The following is a 19,130-nucleotide window of genomic DNA, read 5'->3' on the forward strand; positions in this document are numbered from 1 at the left end:
CGGTCAGTCGTTGGCGGTGAGCACGGGGAGGTAGCCGCCCGACTGGCCGGGGGCCTTGGGGTGGTAGGACTCGCCGATGTTGAGCCAGTTGACGCTGTGCAGCCAGGAGTCGCCGGAGCAGATCTCGTGGCCGGTGAAGGCGGGGCGGACGTCGCCGAAGACGAAGCCGTGGTTCGCGGCGCGCTTTCCGATGGCGGTGTTCAGGTGGTCGGAGGCGTCGTTGATGGCCTTGCGCTTGGCCTCGGACAGACCGAGGCAGGTGGTGCCGAGCTTGTAGAACCGGGGGTAGCCGAGGACGACGACCCGGGCGCTCGGCGCCTTGGAGCGGATCGCCGAGTACACGCTGTCGAGTTTGCCGGGCAGCGTGGAGTCGACGTACGCGCGGGCGGTGTTGATGCGGGAGATGCAGGCGCTGTCGGACTGGGTCACACAGGTCGTCATGACGTCGGCGAATCCGGCGTCGTTGCCGCCGACGCTGACGGAGACGAGGGCGGTGGCGGCGCTGAGCGGGCCGAGCTGTCCGGAGAGAACATCACCCGTTCGGGCGCCGGAGCAGGCGGTGAAATCGAAGGTCGAGGGTGAGTGGGCGGCGGCCCAGAGGTAGGGGTAGGCCTTCGTGCTGCGCTTGCAGTCGCCGCTGGAGCTGATGTAGCTGCCGGCTCCGACTCCCGAGGAGTAGGAGTCACCGAGGGCCACGTAGCCGCCAGTTGGGGCGAGTGAGGACGCCTGCGCCGTGGCTGCCCCGGTGAGGGCGGTGCCGGCGGCGAGGAGGAGCGAGCTCACGAGGACGACAAATCGGGAACGTCTCATGGAACCTCCCTTTAGCAGGATCTCTGCCATAACCGTCGTAGCAGCTACGCGTGTTGACAGGAAGTGTCCATGCCAAGCCTTTTCGGCCCTTTTCACGGCACGTGGCGCGTTCACCGCACTTGCGGTCACACATCCGGCGCCCACTGTTGCGTGCTCATGACAGATTTGTTGACGATCGCTCAAGTCCCTTGTCCTACGCCGGTGGAGGGTCGACGCTGTACTCCGGCCGGGAGCGGAACGCGACGCTCCTCGGCCGTGTGTGCGAGCACGCGCACATCCCCCACATGACGCGCGCCCCACCCAGGCACGCGCCGCCTAGAGGAGGACTCCCTCGTAATGGCACAACTGCGCAGCAAGAGACTCGGATCCGCCGCGACCACCCTGGCGGCGGCCGCCGCCCTCGTCGGAGGCCTCACGGCCCTCCCCGCCCAGGCCTCCCCCGCCGAGGGCCGGGTGCTCGCCGCGGACTCCCCGGCCGCGATCAAGGACAGCTACATCGTCACGCTCAGCAAGAGCGCGGGCCTGAAGGCGTCCTCGGCCGCCGGCAAGGGCCTGGTCAAGGAGTACGGCGGCACGGTCGAGAAGACGTTCGGCGCGGCGCTGAACGGCTACTCCGCCGAGCTCTCCGCCACCGAGGCCCGGCGGCTGGCCGCCGACCCGGCGGTGGCCTCCGTCGAGCAGAACCAGCGCGTCACGCTCGCCGCCACCCAGACCAACGCCCCCTGGGGCCTGGACCGCATCGACCAGGCCTCGCTCCCGCTCTCCGGCACGTACACCTACCCGGACAGCGCGGGCAGCGGCGTGACGGTCTACGTGATCGACACCGGTGTGCGCATCACCCACCAGCAGATCAGCGGCCGTGCGGCCCACGGCTACGACGCCGTCGACGGCGACACCAACGCCTCCGACGGCAACGGCCACGGCACCCACGTGGCCACCACGATCGCGGGCTCGACCTACGGCGTCGCCAAGAAGGCGAGGATCGTGGGCGTGCGCGTGCTGAACAACAGCGGCTCCGGCACCACGGCCGGCGTGATCGCGGGCGTCGACTGGGTGACGCGCAACCACTCCGGCCCCTCGGTCGCCAACATGTCGCTCGGCGGCGGCGCCTCCACCGCCCTCGACACGGCCGTCCGCAACTCCATAGCCAGCGGCGTCACCTACGCCGTCGCCGCGGGCAACAGCAGCACCACCGCGTCCTCGTCCTCCCCGGCCCGGGTCGCCGAGGCGATCACGGTGGGGGCCACCACCAGCACCGACGCCAAGGCGAGCTACTCCAACTACGGCTCGGCCCTGGACGTCTTCGCGCCCGGCTCCTCCATCACGGCCGGCTGGCACACCAGCGACACCGCCACCAACACCATCTCCGGCACCTCGATGGCGGCCCCGCACGTCGCGGGGGCGGCGGCGGTCTACCTGGCAGGCCACACCGCCTCCACCCCGGCCCAGGTCGCCTCGGCCCTGGTGGCCGGCGCCGTCACCGGAAAGGTCACGAGCGCGGGTTCCGGCTCCCCGAACCGGCTGCTGCAGCTCGTACCGTGAGCACGAACAGCTGAACGACCGTTCCCCGGCAGGCGTGACGCGCCTGCCGGGGAACCGCCTTTTATGGGACGAGAACCGGTCAACTTGCGTCACCCGAAACACCTGCCGCAACGAACAAAACAACAAAAACGTGAGAGGCCGTTCCAGGTCTTGCCATACGGGTTCAATCGTCAATACCGTCATACATCTCACCCGCATCGGTCCGTCAGTACGCGGCTCTAGGGGAGGGCTCAAGGACCGCGACGTACCGGCGCGGGGCGCGGTAGGGGGGTGCCGTGCCCGGTGACCGCAACTGTCTCCGGGCCGTGCCGCGCGGTCGGCTGCCGTTTTCCGGGGGCCGGCCAGCTTTGCCAGCTCACCCGGCGTGCCGGAGCTCCATCTCGGCGTGCCCCGGGTGAGAGAACCCCCCTTTCGAACCGGACTGGATCCGGACTGCCCTGGGGGGGCGGTCCACCGGACGAGAGGGACCAGACTCATGAGCTCAGTCCTGCAGCCGGCCGTGACGGAGGAGCATCCGCCGACCGCAGCCAAGTACCGGCCCGTCTCCTCGCACCTGGCGATAGCCCCGCCGGTGAGCGTGGTCATCCCGGCCATGAACGAGGCGGAGAACCTTCCGTACGTCTTCAAGACCCTGCCCGACTGGATCCACGAGGTGGTCCTGGTCGACGGCAACTCCACCGACGACACCGTCGAGGTGGCCCGCGGGCTGTGGCCCGGGGTCAAGGTGGTCGAGCAGCGCGGCAAGGGCAAGGGCGACGCGCTGATCACCGGCTTCCAGGCCTGCACCGGCGACATCATCGTGATGGTCGACGCCGACGGCTCGGCCGACGGCGGCGAGATCCTGTCCTACGTCTCCGCCCTGGTCTCGGGCGCCGACTTCGCCAAGGGCTCCCGCTTCGCCAACGGCGGCGGCACCGACGACATGACCTTCATCCGCAAGATGGGCAACTGGGCGCTGTGCGCGGTCGTCAACCGCAAGTTCGGCGCCCGCTACACCGACCTGTGCTACGGCTACAACGCCTTCTGGCGGCACTGCCTCGACAAGATCGACCTGGACTGCACCGGCTTCGAGGTCGAGACCCTGATGAACATCCGGGTCGTCAAGGCCGGGCTCAAGGTGCAGGAGATCCCGAGCCACGAGTACCTGCGCATCCACGGCACCAGCAACCTGCGGGCCGTGCGGGACGGGCTGCGCGTGCTGCGGGTGATCCTGCACGAGCGCTCCAACCGCCGTGCGCTGCGCCGCCGTTCCTCCCCGTCGCCGATGCTCGACGCCGTGCGGGGAGAGGCGCGTTGAGCGGTCCCGACGTCTCCGTCGTGATCTGCGCCTACACCGAGGACCGCTGGCAGGACATCCTCGCCGCGGTCTCCTCGGTGCGGGCGCAGTCCCGGCCGGCCCTGGAGACGCTGCTGGTCGTCGACCACAACCAGGCCCTGCTGGACCGTCTCGGCAAGGAGTACAAGGAAGCCGACGAGGTGCGGGTGCTCGCCAACGCGGGCCCCCGCGGCCTGTCCGCCGGCCGCAACACGGGCATCGCCGCCGCGCGCGGCGAGATCGTGGCGTTCCTCGACGACGACGCCGTGGCCGAGCGCGACTGGCTGCGGCATCTCGCCGAGGCGTACGGGGACCCGCGCGTGCTGGCGGTCGGCGGGCGCACGGTGCCGGTGTGGGCGTCGGGGCGGCGCCCCGCCTGGTTCCCGGAGGAGTTCGACTGGGTGGTGGGCTGCACCTACCGGGGCCTGCCGCGCGGACGGGTCCGGGTGCGCAACGTGCTGGGCGGCAACGCCTCGTTCCGGCGCAGCGCCTTCGACGCGGCGGGCGGCTTCGCCACCGGCATCGGCAGGGACGGCGACAGACGCCCGCTGGGCTGCGAGGAGACGGAGCTGTGCATCCGCCTCAGCCGCGCCCGGCCCGACGCGGTGCTGCTGATCGACGACCGGGCCGTCATCCACCACCGGGTGCCCGAGGTCCGCGAGCACTTCCGCTACTTCCGCTCGCGCACCTACGCCGAGGGCCTGTCCAAGGCCCTGGTGGCGCGCAGCGTCGGCGCGGACAAGGGCCTGGAGTCCGAACGCCGGTACGCCACCCGCGTGCTCCCGGCCGGGGTGGCCCGGGGGCTGCGGGACGCCCTGCTGGCCCGGCCCGGGGGCGCGGGGCGGGCGGGCGCGATCGTGGCCGGGGTGCTGACGGCGGCGGGCGGATACGTCGTCGGCAGCGTCCGGGCCCGCCGCGGCGGCACCACGTTCCAGGTGCCGCCCCGGGGACCCGGGGCGGAGGTGACGGCCCGTGAGTGACGACACCCGCGTACCGATCCTGATGTACCACGCGGTCGCCACCGACCCGAACGAGGCGACCCGCGCCCTGTCCGTGACCCCGCAGGCCTTCGCCGAGCAGATGGCGGTGCTGGCGGACCGGGGCCTGACCCCGCTCACCACGGCCGACCTCGCGGCCCGCTGGCGCTCCGGGCGTCCGCTGCCCGGCCGGCCGGTCCTCATCACCTTCGACGACGGCTACGAGGGCGTGCACCGCTACGCCCTGCCCGCCCTCGCCAAGCACGGTTTCCCGGCCACCCTGTTCGTCTCGACCGGGTGGCTCAAGGGGCCGTACGACACCGGGGGCGGCCTGGACACCATGCTCGACTGGGACCAGGTCCGCGACCTCGCCGCCGCGGGCGTGGAGATCGGCGGGCACAGCCACAGCCACCCGCAGCTCGACCAGGTCTCCGAAGCGACCCTGCGGTTCGAGCTGATCCACTGCAAGGAGATCGTCTCGGACCAACTGGGCACGGTCCCGGCCTCGTTCGCCTACCCCTACGGCTACTCCAGCCGCCGGGTCCGGCAGGCGGTGCGCGAGACGGGGTACGCCCAGGCCCTCGCCGTCGGCAACGGCCTCGCGCGCCGGGCGCAGGGGCCGTACGCCCTGCGGCGCGTGACGGTGCGGCGCAGCACCGGCGTCGAGGAGTTCGAGCGGGTGGTGGAGGGCCGCGCGATCGGCCGGGCCTTCGCCCGGGACCGGGCCCTGACCAAGGGGTACGCGCTGGTCCGCAGGACCCGGCAGGCGCGCCGGCTGCTCGCCCGCTCCGGCGGCTGACCCGCGCGCGGACGACATGCCGCGTGCACCGGGAAACCGGGTGCACGCGGCGCTCCCGTGCCGGATCATGTCGGCATGTCTGACAACCCGCACGAGGCGCTGCCGATCCGGCTCAACGTCGACGACTCCGACTCCCCGTCCGATGTCGTCGACGCGCTGTTCCTCGGCCGCTTCGCGACGGGCGAGCAGCCGTACTCCCACGCGGCGAACATCGACCGGGTCCGCTCCGGGGCGACGCTGATGCCGTCCGGTGCCCGGCTGCTGCGCGTCGCCCGGGACGACGACCGCAGCGCGACGCTGGCGGAGGGCGACGGCTGGACGCTGCTGGTGTCCCGCTGGAACCGGGGCGCCGACGTCACGGTGACGGCCACCAGCGCGGAGCTGGCCGAGAAGGTCCTGGGCCAGGCCACGGACGGCGCGGCGGACGAGCCCGAACCGCAGCCGGAGAACGTCACGATGGGCTTCTGGTACGTCTCGCCCCGCCGCGGCCCGCACCGCACGACCCGCCAGATCGCGGCGGGCACCTGGGAGGAGGTCCGGCCCAACTACACCGCGCCGGTGGCGGACGCGATGGACCGGCTGATGAAGACGACGCCCGAGGACATCGCGGGCCGGCTGCTCCTGCTGCACGGCCCGCCCGGGACGGGCAAGACGTCGGCACTGCGCACGCTCGCCCGGTCCTGGCGCGACTGGTGCCAGGTGGACTGCGTCCTGGACCCCGAGCGGCTCTTCTCCGACGTCGGCTACCTCATGGACATCGCCATCGGCGAGGAGGACGCGACGGGCAAGGGCCGCTGGCGGCTGCTGCTCCTGGAGGACTGCGACGAGCTGATCCGCGGGGAGGCCAAGCACACGGCGGGCCAGGCCCTGTCGCGGCTGCTGAACCTGACCGACGGTCTGCTCGGCCAGGGCCGCAACGTCCTGGTCGGCGTGACCACCAACGAGGACCTGGAGCGCCTGCACCCCGCGGTCGTCCGACCGGGCCGCTGCCTGGCCCGGATCGAGGTGGGTCCGCTGACCCGCGCGGAGGCGGTGGGCTGGCTGGGCCGCGAGGACGGCGTGGGCCGCGAGGGCGCGACGCTGGCGGAGCTGTACGCGCTGCGCCGGGGCACGTCCCCGACGTCGCTGCCCGAGCCGCGCGGGGGCACCGACGCGGGCCTGTATCTGTAGGAGGTCGGCGTCCGCCGGTGTTTTGATGGATCCATGACCCTGTTCGTCGGCACGTCCGGATGGCAGTACAAGGACTGGCGGGACGTCCTGTACCCGGCCGGGCTGCCGGTGCGGCTCTGGCTGGAGGAGTACGCGGGGCACTTCGCCACCGTCGAGATCAACAACGCCTTCTACCGGCTGCCGGCCCGGGAGACCTTCGAGGACTGGCGGGGCCGGGTGCCGCCGGACTTCGTCGTGGCGGTCAAGGCGAGCCGCTACCTGACCCACATCAAGCGGCTGAAGGAGCCCGAGGAGCCGGTGCACCGGCTGATGACCCACGCGGCGGGCCTCGGCGACCGCCTGGGCCCGGTGCTCCTGCAGCTCCCGCCCAACCTGCGCGCCGACCCGGGTCTGCTCGACGCCTGTCTGGCCTGCTTCCCGCCCTCGGCCCGGGTCGCGGTCGAGCCCCGTCACGACTCCTGGTGGACGCCGGAGGTCCGCGCGGTCCTGGAGTCCCGGCGCGCCGCCCTGTGCTGGGCCGACGTCCTGGCCCGACCCGCGACGCCGCTGTGGCGCACGGCCGACTGGGGCTACGTCCGCTTCCACCAGGGCCGCGCCCGGCCGTGGCCCCGCTACGGCCGCCGCTCCCTCGCCACCTGGCTCGACCGCATCGCGACGACCTGGCCGGGCGGCGAGGACGTCTACGCGTACTTCAACAACGACCCGGGCGGCGCGGCGGTGGTGGACGCGATGGCGTTCGCGCGGGCGGGGAGGTCCGCGGGCCTGGAGATCACCCGGACACCGGAGCACCTGGCCCACGCGTGAGGGAGCGCGGCAGCACCCGTCGCTCCCGCGCGCTCCCCAGGGGCGCCACCCCATCCTCCATGCGCTGCCCAGCGCGCCCCACTGCTCCCGGGACGCCGCGCACCGCTCGCACTGCTCCCCAGACGCCACCCCGCGAGTGTCACTCCGTCCCCCGGACGCCACCCAGCGCGCCGCACTCTTCCCCGGACGCCGCGCACCGCTCGCACTGCTCCCCAGACGCCACCCCGCGAGTGTTACTCCGTCCCCCGGACGCCGCCCAGCGCGCCGCACTCTTCCCCGGACGCCGCGCACCGCTCGCACTGCTCCCCAGACGCCACCCCGCGAGTGTTACTCCGTCCCCCGGACGGCCCGCGCATCCACTGTTCCCCCGGACGCAGCCCCGCGCGCTGCGCTCTCCCCAGACGCGGCCCCGCGCGCCACGCTGTCCACCGGACGGCCCCGCGCATCACTCCGTCCCCCGGACGGCCCGCGCGTCCACGGTCCCGGGCGCCGCCCCGCACGTCACGCTGTTTCCGGGGCGCTGCCCGCGCGCCGCACTGTTCCAGGACGCCCCCCTCGCATCACTCCGTCCCCCGGACGCCCCGGCGCGCGTCGCGCTATCCGCCGTGGGCCGCCCGCAGGGCGTCTCGTACTGCGGCGAGCGCCGCGTCCTCCCCTTGTCCCAGCCGCCGGGCCCGCTCCACGTACGCCTGGGCGGCGGCCGCCAGTTCCCGGTCCGCCGCCGCGCCGGCGGCGGCCACGAACGTGCCGTTGCGGCCCCGCGTCTCGATCACCCCGTCCGCCTCCAGCGCGCGGTACGCCTTGGCGACCGTGTTCGCCGCCAGGCCCAGCGACTCGGCCAGTCCCCGCACGGTCGGCAGCCGGTAGCCCACCGGCAGTTCACCCGACCGGGCCTGCTCGGAGATCCGCGCCCGCACCTGCTCGTACGGCGGGGCGCTGTCATCGATGTCGATCTTCAAGGTCACAGGGCCGATTGTCCCGCACGGGACGGAAAATGAGAGGCACCCCGGGGCGGGCCCCACGTAGCGTGCGCCTCCATGACCGTGATCGTGCGCGACCTGCGACCCGATGTCCGAGCCGACGCCGAGGGGTTCTCCACCACCCGCCGCCTCGCCCTCCCCTACATGCTCTCCACGCCCGAGTCCGTGGTGCACACCCTGACCCATGCCCATCCGGACGCCCACTTCACCCAGCTCGTCGCCGAGGAGGACGGGCAGATCATCGGCACGGCCCAGGTCAGTGTCGCCCATGACAGCCCGGAGCCCGGCCAGGGCTCCGCGAACATCTACGTGCGTCCCGACCGCAGGCGCCGCGGCGCCGGTTCGCTCCTGCTGCGCACCGCCGAGGAGCGCCTCGCGGCGCTGGGTGTCACGAAGCTGTTCGCCTGGGTGCTGGACGAGCCGGAGAACCGCGCCTTCGCCGAGCGGAACGGGTTCCGGGCCAGCCGGTCCGCCTACTTCCTGCGCCTCGACCTGACCGCCGGCACGCTGCCGCCCCGCCAGGACCCGCCGGCCGGCGTGGAGCTGCGCACCGCCGCCGACTACGCGGACGACCCGCGCCCGCTGTTCGAGCTGGACGCGGAGGTGGTGACGGACGAACCCGGCGACATAGACGTGGAGTTCACGGACTACGAGGCATGGCTCGAGGAGACCTGGCGGCATCCGCTCCTCGATCGCGGTCTCACCACGGTCGCCGTCGTCGACGGCCGTCCGGCCGCCTTCAGCGTGGCGCACACCGACGGCACCCGCTACGGCACCGCCATGACCGGCACGGCGCGGGAGTTCCGCGGCCGGGGCCTGGCGAAGCTCGCCAAGAACGACTCCCTGCACCGGGCGCGCGCCGCCGGCTACACGGAGGCGTTCACCGGAAACGACACCGGCAACGAACCGATGATCGCCATCAACAAGTGGTTCGGCTACGAGATCGGCGCGACGGAGGTGCGCTATGTCCGCGCACTCGGCTGACCGCCCCGCGCGGCTGGACGTCGTGCTCGTGAAGGCGGGCCGCACGAAGATCCGTTACACCGGCGAGCTCCTGGCGGACGACGGCAACCGGCTCGCCGTCCGCGCCCCGTGGGCCGGCTCCGGGATCCGTGACTTCGGGTTCGTCCGCTTCGAACCCGGGGACGTCTTCACCGAGTACTACTGGCGCGACCGCTGGTACGCGGTCAAGGAGGTCCGCTCCGCCGCGGGCGCGCTGAAGGGCTGGTACTGCGACGTCACGCGCCCGGCCGTCCGGTCCGGTGCCGAGCTGGTCGTGGAGGACCTCGATCTGGACCTGTGGCGCTCCGCGGACGGCACGGACGTACGGCGTCTGGACGAGGACGAGTTCGCGGCGAGCGGCCTGGCCGGGACGGACCCCGAGGCGGCGCGGGCCGCTCTGGCCGCGCTGGACGAACTGGAGTCCCTGGCCCGCGGCGGCGACTTCACGGCGCTGCTGACCTGAAGGCACCTCGCACCGGCGCGACCACCGCGTACCGCTCGTCCGTCACCTCCCCGCCCCACGACCGCGCGTCGCCCGGCAGCCGCTCCACGCTCACCCGGCCGGCGATCGGGGCGAGGAGGCCGGTGAGCCGCTCGGCCGGTATGCCCACCGGGTCGACACTCCCCCACACGCCCTCGACCAGCACCGCCCGCCCGGCCGCCCGGCCGCAGCAGCCCGTACCAGTGGCGCAGGGCGCGGATCGGGCGGTTCCGCCGCGTCACCGACGAGGAACACCGCGTCACGGCCGGCCGCCGTCCCTGTCGTTCGTCATGGGCGCAAGAGTGACACCCGCCACTGCCACCCGATTCGTGACTGCGGCCACAGACAGACCGGGAGCGATGAGGAACTCTCCCCCGAAAGGTCTACCTCCGTGATAACGCGGAACCCGGTAGCCCCTGAAGGAGGCAGCCATGCGCCGAGTCACCGTGCACAAGCCCCTGAAGAAGACGGATGTCCGCCGGATCCGCGAGGAGGCCGACGAGCGCCCCGCCGGACGCCCCGAGGTCCGCAAGGACATCGCCCGCACCTGGTGGCCGGACAGCTGAGCGGCAGAGATGGTCCTCGAACGCCCGGCGGCCACGAGGCCGAGCACCGGATCGCCCGGCCACGACGGTATCTACCTGATGTCAGGCTGAGCACTTCCTTAACGCGACCATAAGGATCTCCTCCCCCCGCCCTCAGCAGGCGATTTCCCGCCTGCCGGGGGCTAGCTTCGGATCACCCCACGGGATTCGGCCCGTTCGGGACCGGCCCTGATCCACGCACCGTTTCGAGGAGTTCCCGCATGCCCGCACGCCGCACGGTCGCCAGTGTCGCCGCCCTCGGCGCCCTCCCGCTCGCCCTCACCGCGCTGACCGCCCCGCCGGCGGCCGCGCACGGCTCGATGGGCGACCCGGTCAGCCGGGTCTCGCAGTGCTACGCCGAGGGCCCCGAGAGCCCGAAGTCGGCCGCGTGCAAGGCGGCGGTGGCGGCAGGCGGCACCCAGGCCCTCTACGACTGGAACGGCATCCGCATCGGTGACGCGGGCGGACGCCACCAGCAGCTCATACCGGACGGCAAGCTGTGCAGCGCGAACAACGAGCAGTTCAAGGGACTCGACCTGGCCCGCGCCGACTGGCCCTCGACCGCCGTGAAGAGCGGCGCGCACACCTTCAAGTACCGCGTGACGGCCCCGCACAAGGGCACCTTCAAGGTGTACATCACCAAGCCCGGCCACGACCCGGCCAAGCCGCTCGCCTGGGGCGACCTGGACCTGCAAAACCCCGTGGCGACCTCCACCGACCCGGCGGCCAAGGGCGGCTTCTACACCTTCTCCGGCAGTCTGCCCGAGCGGTCCGGCAAGCACGTGCTGTACGCGGTCTGGCAGCGTTCGGACAGCCCGGAGGCGTTCTACTCCTGCTCGGACGTCAGCTTCGGCGGCGGTGCGGTGGCCGGGGGCGGCGACTCGGCGGGCGAGGGCGAGCCGTCCGGCGGCGGTGCCGCGCCGGCTCCGTCCGCCTCCGCTCCCACCGAGGAGCAGATCGAGCAGGGCAACGACAAGTCGACGATCGAGCACGGCGGGCACGGCGACGACGACCCCAGCACCTCGGCCGAGCCCGCCGCTGCCGCGAAGGACACCACCGCGGACGAGCCGGAGGCGGCCGCTCCCGCCCCCAACGAGCCGAAGGCCGCCGGTGCCGCCACCAGCCTCGCCGAGACCGGCGGTGACGACAGCACCCCGTACGTAGCGATCGGCGGCGCGGCGGCCCTGGCACTGGGTGCTTCCGCCCTGTTCCTGTCGGCCCGGCGCCGGACGGTGAGCGGCGGGCGGCACGGCCTCTGACCCCGGGACTCGGGGCCTGTCCGGCGGCTCAGGCCGGACAGGCCCCGAAACGTTTCCCTGACACGTGTCAGCTGAACGCGGAAGCACAGGTGGTGGGTGTGGCGCGGCCCGGGTCGAGGGCGTTGGCCACCTCGTGGAAGGCGATCCGGTCGAACAGTCCGGCGGCCACGTGCTCGGACAGGTCCAGGGGGCACAGGTCCTGGAGCAGGACGTTGCGCACGTCCGGCCCGCTCAGGTACTGGCTGCGCCACGGGGTGACGACCTCGTCGTACCGGGTGGCGATGACCGTGTAGCGCACGCCGGGGACGGTGTCGCCGCCGGCGTTGAGCTTCTCGAGGAAGTCGGAGCCGGTGACCTGGTCGGCGAGGGCGGGCGTGTTCTTCGAGAGCAGGCCGGCGGCTCCGGGGAAGTAGGGCAGCAAGCGGGTGAGGCCGTTGAGGTCGGTGCCGTGGTTGCTGGGCGCGATGCCGACGAGGGCGTTCACCTTGGCGGCTCCGCCGAGGAAGCGCAGGTACCAGCGGGGCATCATGCCGCCCTGCGAGTGACCGACGAGGTCGGCCTCGGCGGCGCCGGTCGCGGCGAGCACGCGGTCGACGTAGTCCCTGAGCTGCGCGGCGGACTTCTCGACGGGCCCGAGGCCGTGGAAGAAGGGGACACCCTCCAACTGTCCGTAGTCGAGGGAGAAGACGCAGTAGCCGCGGACCGTGAGGTAGGGGGCGAGGCCCAGCCAGTTGTCGACGGAGTTCCCGAGGGTGCCGTGGACCAGGACGACGGGGCGGGGGTGGGTGGCGGAGGGCTTGCAGGAGTAGTCGTTCCAGCCGGAGCCCGGGGCGCCGGAGGCCCGGGCGGTGGTGGCGGGGACGGTGACGGCCGCGGCGGTCAGCAGCAGCGCGGCCAGGGGTCTGAGCACACGTTTCCAGGGCAGCATCGGGTGATCTCCTTGCGGCTCAAGGGAGGTGCGACGGCACGACGCCCTGTGATCCGGATCACGGGATGCTGTTCACTCGTCAAGTTACGGGCGAGTAGTCGGACTGGGAAGTTACGCGTCAGTAAAAACTCGCGGCGCCGACCGGTGCCGACCGCCACTCCGTCACCAGGCGGGGCGCAGGGGCCCGCGGGGCGCGATCCGCAGCAACTGCTCGCGCAACCCGCGCAGTTCGGGCTCCCCCAGCGCAGCGCCCCACGCGCGGACGGCCTCGGCGGCCGCCTCCTCCGCCGCGCGTGTGCACTCCCACCCGCGCCCGGTCAGTACGACCAGCCGGGCCCGGGCGTCCTCGGGGTGCGGCCGGCGCTCGGCGTACCCCTTGCGGACCATCTCGTCGACGAGTTGGCTGGCCGCCTGCTTGGTCACCCCGAGGTGGGCGGCCAGGTCGGTGACGGTCGCGCCGTCCGGGGCGAGCCGGGCGAAGGCGAAGCCGTGCGCGGGCCGCAGCCCCTCGAAGCCGCGGGCGACGACGCCCCGGCCCGCCGACGCAGAACCGCCTCCTCCAGGACGTAACGCGCCGGCGGGGCCGGATCCCGTTCGAAGACCGACTGCCGGGCCATCCGGGCAGCCACCATGCGGTCCACCTCGTCCGGTGAATACGGTGGCTGCGCTGCCTCGGACAACGCCCCTCGTGGATGCGATGCGTGAGCCCGCCGGTGACGGCGAGCAGAGTGACCGCGTACTCCTGGGTCACCACCTCGATCGGCCTGGAGGCACGGCTGGCCGACGGTACTCGCATCACGCCACCGTGGGCCAGCTGACCCCTCAGCTGGAGGGATCTACGCCGCCAGGCCCCCCAACCCCCCGGGCATCACCGCCCGCGGCCCGAACTTCGCCCGCGCGCGGTCCGCGACCTCCTCGATGCGGCGGACCTTCTCGTCCACGGGGTCGAAGGTCAGCTGGTGGGCGGCCTGGTCGGCGGGGGCGAGCCCCTCGGCGCGCAGGGCGATCGCCCGGACCCGGGCGCGCTGCAGCCCGAGCGCCTCGTACATGCCGTACGCGGCCCTGGTCAGCGCCGGGGAGTGCGCGGTCGGCTCGGTCAGGGTGCGGCTGCGGGTGGTGGCGCTGCGGTCGGCGTAGCGCATGGTCAGGGTGAGCGTGCGGCAGACCTTCTCCAGGGCGCGCAGCCGGGCGCCGATCTCCTCGGCGGCCGACAGCAGTGCCCGGCGGTGCCGGTCCGGGTCCAGTTCGTCGCGTCCGAAGGGGCGTTCCGTGGCGAGGGACCGGGAGACGGCGTTCGGCACGACCCGGCCGCGGTCGAGGCCGCCCGCCTTCTCGCGCAGTTCGCGGCCCGCCTTCGCGCCGACCAGCCGCTGGAGCGTGGACAGCGGTGCGGCGGCGACCAGGCCGAGGGTGTCGAGGCCGTACTCGGCCAGGGTGCGGGCGGTCGCGGCACCCACGCCGGGCAGCGCGGCGACGGGCTTGTCCGCGAGGAACGCCGCGATGGCGGCGGGCTCCTCGGGCACCGCGCACGTCACCCCGGGCACGGCGTAGCGCAGCGCCACCTTGGCCAGCATCGGCCCGGGCCCCGCGCCGATCACGCAGTCGACGCCGTACAGGGCGAGGGCGCGCACCCGGATGACCGAGGCCAGTTCGACGGCGTCCCGCCCGAAGTACCGCTCGGCACCGCGCAGGTCGGCCAGCGCCCCGTCCGGCGGCAGGGCCTGGACGACGGGGGTGAACTCCTCCAGCATCCCGATCAGCTGGGGCAGGTCGGCCTCGCGCGTCGGAGGCAGCTGGAAACGTACGCAGAGGATGGTCATCCCGCACTCCCCGGACTCTGGTGCCACAACTTCCTTCCCGCCGCGGGCCCTTCACCCGCGGGGCGCAGATCGGCCCAGGGGTGCATCTCGTACCCCGTGGCCATGCGGATCTTCCGCTGTTCCATCGGGTCCCGGGCCGCGGAACCCGCCGGCGCGGGCGCGCCCTCCGACCCGGCGAGCCGCCGGCGCGCGGCCCCCTCACCGCCGTCACCGGAACCGTCGCCACCGCCGGCGTCCCCGCCCCCGGCCAGCCGGGCCGCGACCCCTTCAAGACCTTCCTCCCGGCGCACGTCGAGCAGGTCGGCGAGGTTCCAGACGGCGGAGCCGACCACGCTGAAGCTGCGCGGGCCGCGCCGTTGCACCACCCCGCGCACCAGCAGCAGCCAGGAGTGGAAGACGGTGTGGGCGCAGGCGTCGTGGGAGTCGTCGAAGAAGGCGAGGTCGACCAGGCCCGTGCCGTCGTCCAGGGTGGAGAAGATGACCCGCCTGCCGGACCGGATCGGCGGCGTCTGGGTGGCCGCCTTGGCGCCCGCGACCAGCACCGTCTCCCCGTGCCGGGCCTCGCGCAGCCGGCGTGCCGGCACCACGCCCAGCTCGTCGAGGAACTGCCGGTGGTCGTCCATCAGATGGCGCGAGGCGTCCATGGACAGCACGCCCAGTTCGGCGCTGAGCCGCTCCGAGGAGGTGAGGTCGGGCAGCCCGGCCGGGGCCGTCTTCCGCCCGCCGGCCAGCGGCAGCTGGCCGCCGCCCGCACCCCGCGCGCCCCGGTGCAGCTCGGTCAGGTGCAGTTGCAGGTCCCGGCGGTTGGCGCCGAACGCGTCCAGCGCGCCCACCTGCGCGAGCCGTTGGGCCAGCGGACGGCTGGGCCGGGCCCGCTCCCAGAAGTCGACCAGCGAGGCGTACGGCTGCCCCTCGGCGATCCGCGCCGCCTCGGCCTCGCTGATGCCGTGCACATCGGAGAGCGCCAGCCGCAGACCCCATTTACCGGACACCAGTTCGATGCGGTGTGCGACGCCCGACATGTTCACGTCCAGCGGCAGCACGGGCACCCCGCGCCGCCGCGCGTCCGCCAGCAGCAGCCGCTTCGGGTACATGCCGGGGTCGTGCGTGAGCAGGCCCGCGTAGAACGCGGCCGGGTGATGCGCCTTCAGCCACGCCGACTGGTAGGTCGGTACGGCGAAGGCGACCGCGTGCGCCTTGCAGAAGCCGTAGCTGCCGAAGGCCTCGACGATCTCCCAGGTCCGCTGAATCGTTTCCGCGTCATAGCCGTTCACCGCCGCGTGCTGGGCGAACCACACCTTGATGCGCCCCTGCGACTCCGGGTCGGACAGCCCGCGCCGCACCCGGTCGGCCTCACCGCGCCCGCAGCCGGTCATGATGTCGACGATGTCGATGATCTGCTCGTGGAAGACGACGACCCCGTACGTCTCCTTCAGCGGCCCCTCCAGATCCGGGTGCGGGTAGCGGACGGGCGCCCGTCCGTGCCGGGCCTCGATGAACGGCCGCACCATGTCGGCGGCGACCGGCCCGGGACGGAACAGCGAGATGTCGACGACGAGGTCGTGGAAGGTGGCCGGCTGCAGCCGCCCCACCAGGTCCCGCTGCCCGGGCGACTCGATCTGGAAGCAGCCGAGCGTCTCGGTGGACCGGATCAGCCGGTACGTCTCCGGATCCCCCGGAGGCAGGGCGTCCAGCTCGACCCGCTCCCCCGTGGCCCGCTCCACCTCCCCCACCGCGTGCGCCATGGCCGACTGCATCCGCACGCCCAGCACGTCCAGCTTGAGCAGCCCGAGGTCCTCGACGTCGTCCTTGTCGAACTGCGACATCGGCAGGCCCTCACCGCTGGTCGGCACGACCGGCGTGCGCGCGAGCAGGGAGGCGTCGGACAGCAGCACCCCGCACGGGTGCATGGCGACCCCGCGCGGCAGGGCGTCCAGCGCCTCGACCAGCTCCCACAGCCTGCCGTACCTCTCCTTCTCCCCCGCCAGCGCGCGCAGCTCGGGCAGCTCCTCCAGCGCGGCCCGGGCGTCCCGCGCCCGGATGTGCGGAAAGGACTTGGCGACCCGGTCGATCTCGGCCGGGTCCATGGACAGGGCGGCCCCCACGTCCCGGATCGCGTGCCGCACGCGGTACGTCTCCGGCATCGCGACGGTCGCGACCCGCTCGGCGCCGAACCGGTCGATGATCTTGCGGTACACCTCCAGCCGGCGCGCGGACTCCACGTCGATGTCGATGTCGGGCAGCACGACCCGCTCCTTCGACAGGAACCGCTCCATCAGCAGCCGGTGCTCGATCGGGTCGGCGTGCGCGATGCCGAGCAGGTGATTGACGAGCGATCCGGCCCCGGACCCCCGGGCGGCCACCCGGATGCCCATGTCCCGGACGTCGTCGACCACCTGGGCGACGGTGAGGAAGTAGGAGGCGAACCCGTGGTGGGCGATGATGTCCAGCTCGTGGTGCATCCGCTCCCAGTACTCCCGCCGCCGGTCGTACCCGCGCAGCACCATCCCCGCCGCCGCCCGTGAGGCCAGGGCCCGCTGGGCGGTGCGGCGCCCGGCGCCGACCAGGTGCGGCTCGGGGAAGCGGACGGTGCCGATCCCGAGGTCGTCCTCCGGGTCGACCCGGCACGCGGCGGCGGTGGCCGCGGTCTGCTCCAGCAGCCGGTGCGCGAGCTCCCGCCGGAACCCGGCGGCCTCCACGATCCGCTCGGCCGCGTGCGCCATGGCCCCCGGGTCCTTGAGCCAGGCCTCACCGGAGTCCAGCTCCCTGGTGGGGTCGACGGGCACCAGGCGCCGGGCGGCGTCCAGGACGTCGGCGACCGGCCCCAGTCCCGGGTCGGCGTACCGCACCGCGTTGGCGAGCACCGGCCGGACGCCCTGCTCGGCGGCGAAGCCGACGGTACGGGCGGCCAGCCGCAGCGATCCCGCCCCCGTCCCTTTGCGGCCGTGCCAGACGGCCTCCAGCCGCAGGTCGTCGCCGTAGACCTCCCGCCAGGGCGCCAGCAGCCGGGCCGCCCGGTCGGGACGCCCCGCGGCCAGGGCGCGCCCGACGTCGGAGTCGGGGCCGAGCAGCACGGTCAGCCCTTCGGCGCGGTTGCGCTCCCAGGGCAGCAGGGGCGTCGCCCCCTCCCCCTCGTGCGCCGCCGAGACGAGCCGGCACAGCTCGGCCCACCCCCGGGCGCCGTCCCGGGCGAGGAAGACCGCGCGGGGGGCCGACTCGTCGACGAAGGCACCTCCGCGCACCGGCGTCCGGCGCCGTTCCCGCTTCCCGGCCCCGGCCTCGGGGCCGACCGCCAGCTCCGCCCCGAACAGCGGACGGACCCCGTGCCGGGCGCAGGCCTTGGCGAACCGGACCGCGCCGGCGACCGTGTCGCGGTCGGTGAGGGCGAGGGCGTCCATGCCCCGCTCGGAGGCACGTTCGGCCAGCCGCTCCGGGTGCGAGGCGCCGTGGCGCAACGAGAAGCCGGAGACGGTGTGCAGATGCGTGAACCCCGGCACACGCACCTCCCGCACTCGTGAGCAACTCGCTCTCGAACATCTGTTCCCTACTGCCTCACCCCCACCATACCCCCATCCTCGAATGTATGTGCGACATCCGTTCGGCCCCGCCCCACCTGCGGAAACACCCGGCGGCACCGGACCGTGGAGGCATGCCGCACCGTTCGTTCCGCGCCGAGGTGACCGACGCCGTCACCCCCCGGGCCACCCTGCTCATCCTCGGTGTGGTCGCGCTCCAGCTGCTCTTCATCGCCTCGTACGTGGGAGCGCTGCACGACCCGAAGCCCCGGGACGTGCCCTTCGGCGTGGTGGCGCCCCGGGCCGCGGCCGAACAGACGACGACCCGCCTGGAACGGCTCCCGGGCACCCCCCTGGACGCCCGCACCCTGCCGGACGAGGCAACGGCCCGGCACCAGATCCGCAACCGCGACATCGACGCCGCGTTGATCGTCGACCCGTCCGGCACCACCGACACGCTCCTGGTCGCCTCCGGCGGCGGCCGGGTCCTCGCCACCACCCTGACCAGCCTCGTCACGAACCTGGAGAAGTCCGAGCGGCGCACTCTGCGCACGACCGACATCGCCCCGTCCGCGCCCCACGACCCCAACGGCCTGTCGTCCTTCTACCTGGTGATCGGCTGGTGCGTGGGCGGCTACCTGGGCGCCGCCGCCCTGGCCATCAGCGCCGGAGCCAAACCCGCCAACCCCACCCGCGCCGCCATCCGCCTGGGGGTGACGGCCCTGATCGCGATCGTCGGCGGTCTCGGCGGAGCCCTCATCGCCGGTCCGGTCCTCGACGCCCTCCCCGGCGGCACGGCCGCCCTGTGGGGCCTGGGCGCGCTGGTCATCTTCGCCGTGGGAGCGGCCACCCTCGCGCTGCAGGGCCTCTTCGGCACGATCGGCATCGGCCTGGTGATCCTGCTGGTGGTCATCCTCGGCAACCCGAGCGCGGGCGGCGCCCTGCCCCCACCCCTGCTCCCGCCCTTCTGGCAGGCGATCGGCCCGGCCCTCCCCCCGGGCGCGGGCACGTGGTCGGCCCGCTCGATCGCCTACTTCGACAGCAACGCGATGACCGGCCCGCTCCTGGTCCTGGCGGCCTGGGCAGCCGTCGGCACGGCCGTCACGATGGCGGCGGCGACGCGCCGCAGAACGTGAGCCACGAC

At 73.4% G+C, this 19,130-nt stretch carries 16 protein-coding genes and 4 pseudogenes; 12 read left to right on the forward strand and 8 right to left on the reverse strand.

What is annotated here, in order from left to right; translation table 11 throughout:
* Positions 1-3 precede the first annotated feature (3 nt).
* Positions 4-810, reverse strand: coding sequence for an SGNH/GDSL hydrolase family protein (locus tag AC07DA_RS24620; RefSeq protein ID WP_479130364.1), 807 nt, complete (start codon positions 808-810; stop codon positions 4-6).
* Positions 811-1,146: 336 nt separating this feature from the next.
* Between AC07DA_RS24620 and AC07DA_RS24625 the strand changes: the two genes are divergently transcribed.
* From AC07DA_RS24625 to AC07DA_RS24650, 6 genes are all read left to right on the forward strand, one after another.
* Positions 1,147-2,352, forward strand: coding sequence for a S8 family peptidase (locus AC07DA_RS24625; RefSeq protein ID WP_479130365.1), 1,206 nt, complete (start codon positions 1,147-1,149; stop codon positions 2,350-2,352).
* Positions 2,353-2,827: 475 nt separating this feature from the next.
* Positions 2,828-3,649 (forward strand): glycosyltransferase family 2 protein, encoded by an 822-nt coding sequence (locus AC07DA_RS24630; RefSeq protein ID WP_479130366.1) that lies wholly within the window; start codon positions 2,828-2,830, stop codon positions 3,647-3,649.
* Positions 3,646-4,647 (forward strand): glycosyltransferase family 2 protein, encoded by a 1,002-nt coding sequence (locus tag AC07DA_RS24635; protein WP_479130367.1) that lies wholly within the window; start codon positions 3,646-3,648, stop codon positions 4,645-4,647. Before AC07DA_RS24630 ends, AC07DA_RS24635 begins: the two co-directional genes overlap by 4 nt.
* 22 nt (positions 4,648-4,669) lie before the next feature.
* Positions 4,670-5,443 (forward strand): polysaccharide deacetylase family protein, encoded by a 774-nt coding sequence (locus AC07DA_RS24640; RefSeq protein WP_479130421.1) that lies wholly within the window; start codon positions 4,670-4,672, stop codon positions 5,441-5,443.
* Between the two features lie 75 nt (positions 5,444-5,518).
* Complete coding sequence (locus AC07DA_RS24645; protein ID WP_479130368.1) at positions 5,519-6,613, forward strand: DUF5925 domain-containing protein; 1,095 nt, start codon at positions 5,519-5,521, stop codon at positions 6,611-6,613.
* A 33-nt stretch (positions 6,614-6,646) separates the two neighbouring features.
* Positions 6,647-7,417 carry a DUF72 domain-containing protein gene (locus AC07DA_RS24650; protein ID WP_479130369.1) on the forward strand — a complete coding sequence of 257 codons (771 nt, stop codon included), beginning with the start codon at positions 6,647-6,649 and terminating at the stop codon, positions 7,415-7,417.
* 596 nt (positions 7,418-8,013) lie between these two features.
* On the opposite strand, the gene AC07DA_RS24655 is transcribed toward AC07DA_RS24650, so the two are convergent.
* Positions 8,014-8,382, reverse strand: a complete 369-nt coding sequence (locus AC07DA_RS24655) for a GntR family transcriptional regulator (RefSeq protein ID WP_479130370.1) — start codon at positions 8,380-8,382, stop codon at positions 8,014-8,016.
* Between the two features lie 72 nt (positions 8,383-8,454).
* Here AC07DA_RS24655 and AC07DA_RS24660 point away from each other — a divergent pair, with 72 nt between their 5' ends.
* Together AC07DA_RS24660 and AC07DA_RS24665 are read left to right on the forward strand one after the other, a co-directional pair.
* Positions 8,455-9,381 (forward strand): N-acetyltransferase family protein, encoded by a 927-nt coding sequence (locus AC07DA_RS24660; protein WP_479130371.1) that lies wholly within the window; start codon positions 8,455-8,457, stop codon positions 9,379-9,381.
* Positions 9,362-9,862, forward strand: coding sequence for a ribonuclease FAU-1 family protein (locus AC07DA_RS24665; RefSeq protein ID WP_479130372.1), 501 nt, complete (start codon positions 9,362-9,364; stop codon positions 9,860-9,862). The genes AC07DA_RS24660 and AC07DA_RS24665 overlap by 20 nt, the downstream gene beginning before the upstream one ends.
* Before the next feature lie 16 nt (positions 9,863-9,878).
* Here the strand turns inward: AC07DA_RS24665 and AC07DA_RS24670 are convergent.
* Positions 9,879-10,150, reverse strand: a pseudogene (locus AC07DA_RS24670) (SAM-dependent methyltransferase); the annotation flags it as partial.
* 161 nt (positions 10,151-10,311) lie between these two features.
* Here AC07DA_RS24670 and AC07DA_RS24675 point away from each other — a divergent pair.
* Both AC07DA_RS24675 and AC07DA_RS24680 read left to right on the forward strand, forming a co-directional pair.
* Positions 10,312-10,446, forward strand: coding sequence for a hypothetical protein (locus AC07DA_RS24675; protein ID WP_479130373.1), 135 nt, complete (start codon positions 10,312-10,314; stop codon positions 10,444-10,446).
* A 239-nt stretch (positions 10,447-10,685) separates the two neighbouring features.
* Complete coding sequence (locus AC07DA_RS24680) at positions 10,686-11,723, forward strand: lytic polysaccharide monooxygenase auxiliary activity family 9 protein (protein ID WP_479130374.1); 1,038 nt, start codon at positions 10,686-10,688, stop codon at positions 11,721-11,723.
* Positions 11,724-11,790: 67 nt separating this feature from the next.
* Here AC07DA_RS24680 and AC07DA_RS24685 read toward each other — a convergent pair whose 3' ends face one another.
* The 3 genes and pseudogenes from AC07DA_RS24685 to AC07DA_RS24695 all read right to left on the reverse strand — a co-directional run.
* Entirely contained in the window at positions 11,791-12,651 is an 861-nt protein-coding gene (locus AC07DA_RS24685; protein ID WP_479130375.1) for an esterase/lipase family protein, read from the reverse strand.
* 162 nt (positions 12,652-12,813) lie between these two features.
* A pseudogene (locus AC07DA_RS24690) lies at positions 12,814-13,185 on the reverse strand (MarR family winged helix-turn-helix transcriptional regulator); the annotation flags it as partial.
* Positions 13,176-13,334: pseudogene (locus AC07DA_RS24695) on the reverse strand (Scr1 family TA system antitoxin-like transcriptional regulator); the annotation flags it as partial. The pseudogenes AC07DA_RS24695 and AC07DA_RS24690, both read right to left, overlap by 10 nt.
* A 48-nt stretch (positions 13,335-13,382) precedes the next feature.
* Here AC07DA_RS24695 and AC07DA_RS24700 point away from each other — a divergent pair.
* Positions 13,383-13,469, forward strand: a pseudogene (locus AC07DA_RS24700) (cupin domain-containing protein); the annotation flags it as partial.
* An 18-nt stretch (positions 13,470-13,487) separates the two neighbouring features.
* Here the strand turns inward: AC07DA_RS24700 and AC07DA_RS24705 are convergent.
* Together AC07DA_RS24705 and AC07DA_RS24710 are read right to left on the reverse strand one after the other, a co-directional pair.
* Entirely contained in the window at positions 13,488-14,471 is a 984-nt protein-coding gene (locus tag AC07DA_RS24705; RefSeq protein WP_479130376.1) for a DNA polymerase Y family protein, read from the reverse strand.
* A complete protein-coding gene (locus AC07DA_RS24710; RefSeq protein ID WP_479130377.1) occupies positions 14,468-17,968 on the reverse strand; it encodes a DNA polymerase III subunit alpha in 3,501 nt (1,166 codons plus the stop codon). The genes AC07DA_RS24705 and AC07DA_RS24710 overlap by 4 nt, the downstream gene beginning before the upstream one ends.
* 152 nt (positions 17,969-18,120) lie before the next feature.
* Between AC07DA_RS24710 and AC07DA_RS24715 the strand changes: the two genes are divergently transcribed.
* Positions 18,121-19,122: a DUF3533 domain-containing protein gene (locus AC07DA_RS24715; protein ID WP_479130378.1), complete on the forward strand. Its 1,002-nt coding sequence runs from the start codon at positions 18,121-18,123 to the stop codon at positions 19,120-19,122.
* The last annotated feature ends 8 nt before the right edge of the window (positions 19,123-19,130 follow it).

The sequence above is a fragment of the Streptomyces sp. NPDC044921 genome, from assembly GCF_056432865.1.

Coding starts and splice junctions, on each gene's coding strand:
- AC07DA_RS24680 (WP_479130374.1), top strand. CDS start 10,686: ATGCCCGCACGCCGCACGGTCGCCAGTGTCGCCGCCCTCGGCGCCCTC.
- AC07DA_RS24645 (WP_479130368.1), top strand. CDS start 5,519: ATGTCTGACAACCCGCACGAGGCGCTGCCGATCCGGCTCAACGTCGAC.
- AC07DA_RS24685 (WP_479130375.1), bottom strand. CDS start 12,651: ATGCTGCCCTGGAAACGTGTGCTCAGACCCCTGGCCGCGCTGCTGCTG.
- AC07DA_RS24705 (WP_479130376.1), bottom strand. CDS start 14,471: ATGACCATCCTCTGCGTACGTTTCCAGCTGCCTCCGACGCGCGAGGCC.
- AC07DA_RS24715 (WP_479130378.1), top strand. CDS start 18,121: ATGCCGCACCGTTCGTTCCGCGCCGAGGTGACCGACGCCGTCACCCCC.
- AC07DA_RS24665 (WP_479130372.1), top strand. CDS start 9,362: ATGTCCGCGCACTCGGCTGACCGCCCCGCGCGGCTGGACGTCGTGCTC.
- AC07DA_RS24625 (WP_479130365.1), top strand. CDS start 1,147: ATGGCACAACTGCGCAGCAAGAGACTCGGATCCGCCGCGACCACCCTG.
- AC07DA_RS24640 (WP_479130421.1), top strand. CDS start 4,670: ATGTACCACGCGGTCGCCACCGACCCGAACGAGGCGACCCGCGCCCTG.
- AC07DA_RS24660 (WP_479130371.1), top strand. CDS start 8,455: ATGACCGTGATCGTGCGCGACCTGCGACCCGATGTCCGAGCCGACGCC.
- AC07DA_RS24675 (WP_479130373.1), top strand. CDS start 10,312: ATGCGCCGAGTCACCGTGCACAAGCCCCTGAAGAAGACGGATGTCCGC.
- AC07DA_RS24650 (WP_479130369.1), top strand. CDS start 6,647: ATGACCCTGTTCGTCGGCACGTCCGGATGGCAGTACAAGGACTGGCGG.
- AC07DA_RS24630 (WP_479130366.1), top strand. CDS start 2,828: ATGAGCTCAGTCCTGCAGCCGGCCGTGACGGAGGAGCATCCGCCGACC.
- AC07DA_RS24620 (WP_479130364.1), bottom strand. CDS start 810: ATGAGACGTTCCCGATTTGTCGTCCTCGTGAGCTCGCTCCTCCTCGCC.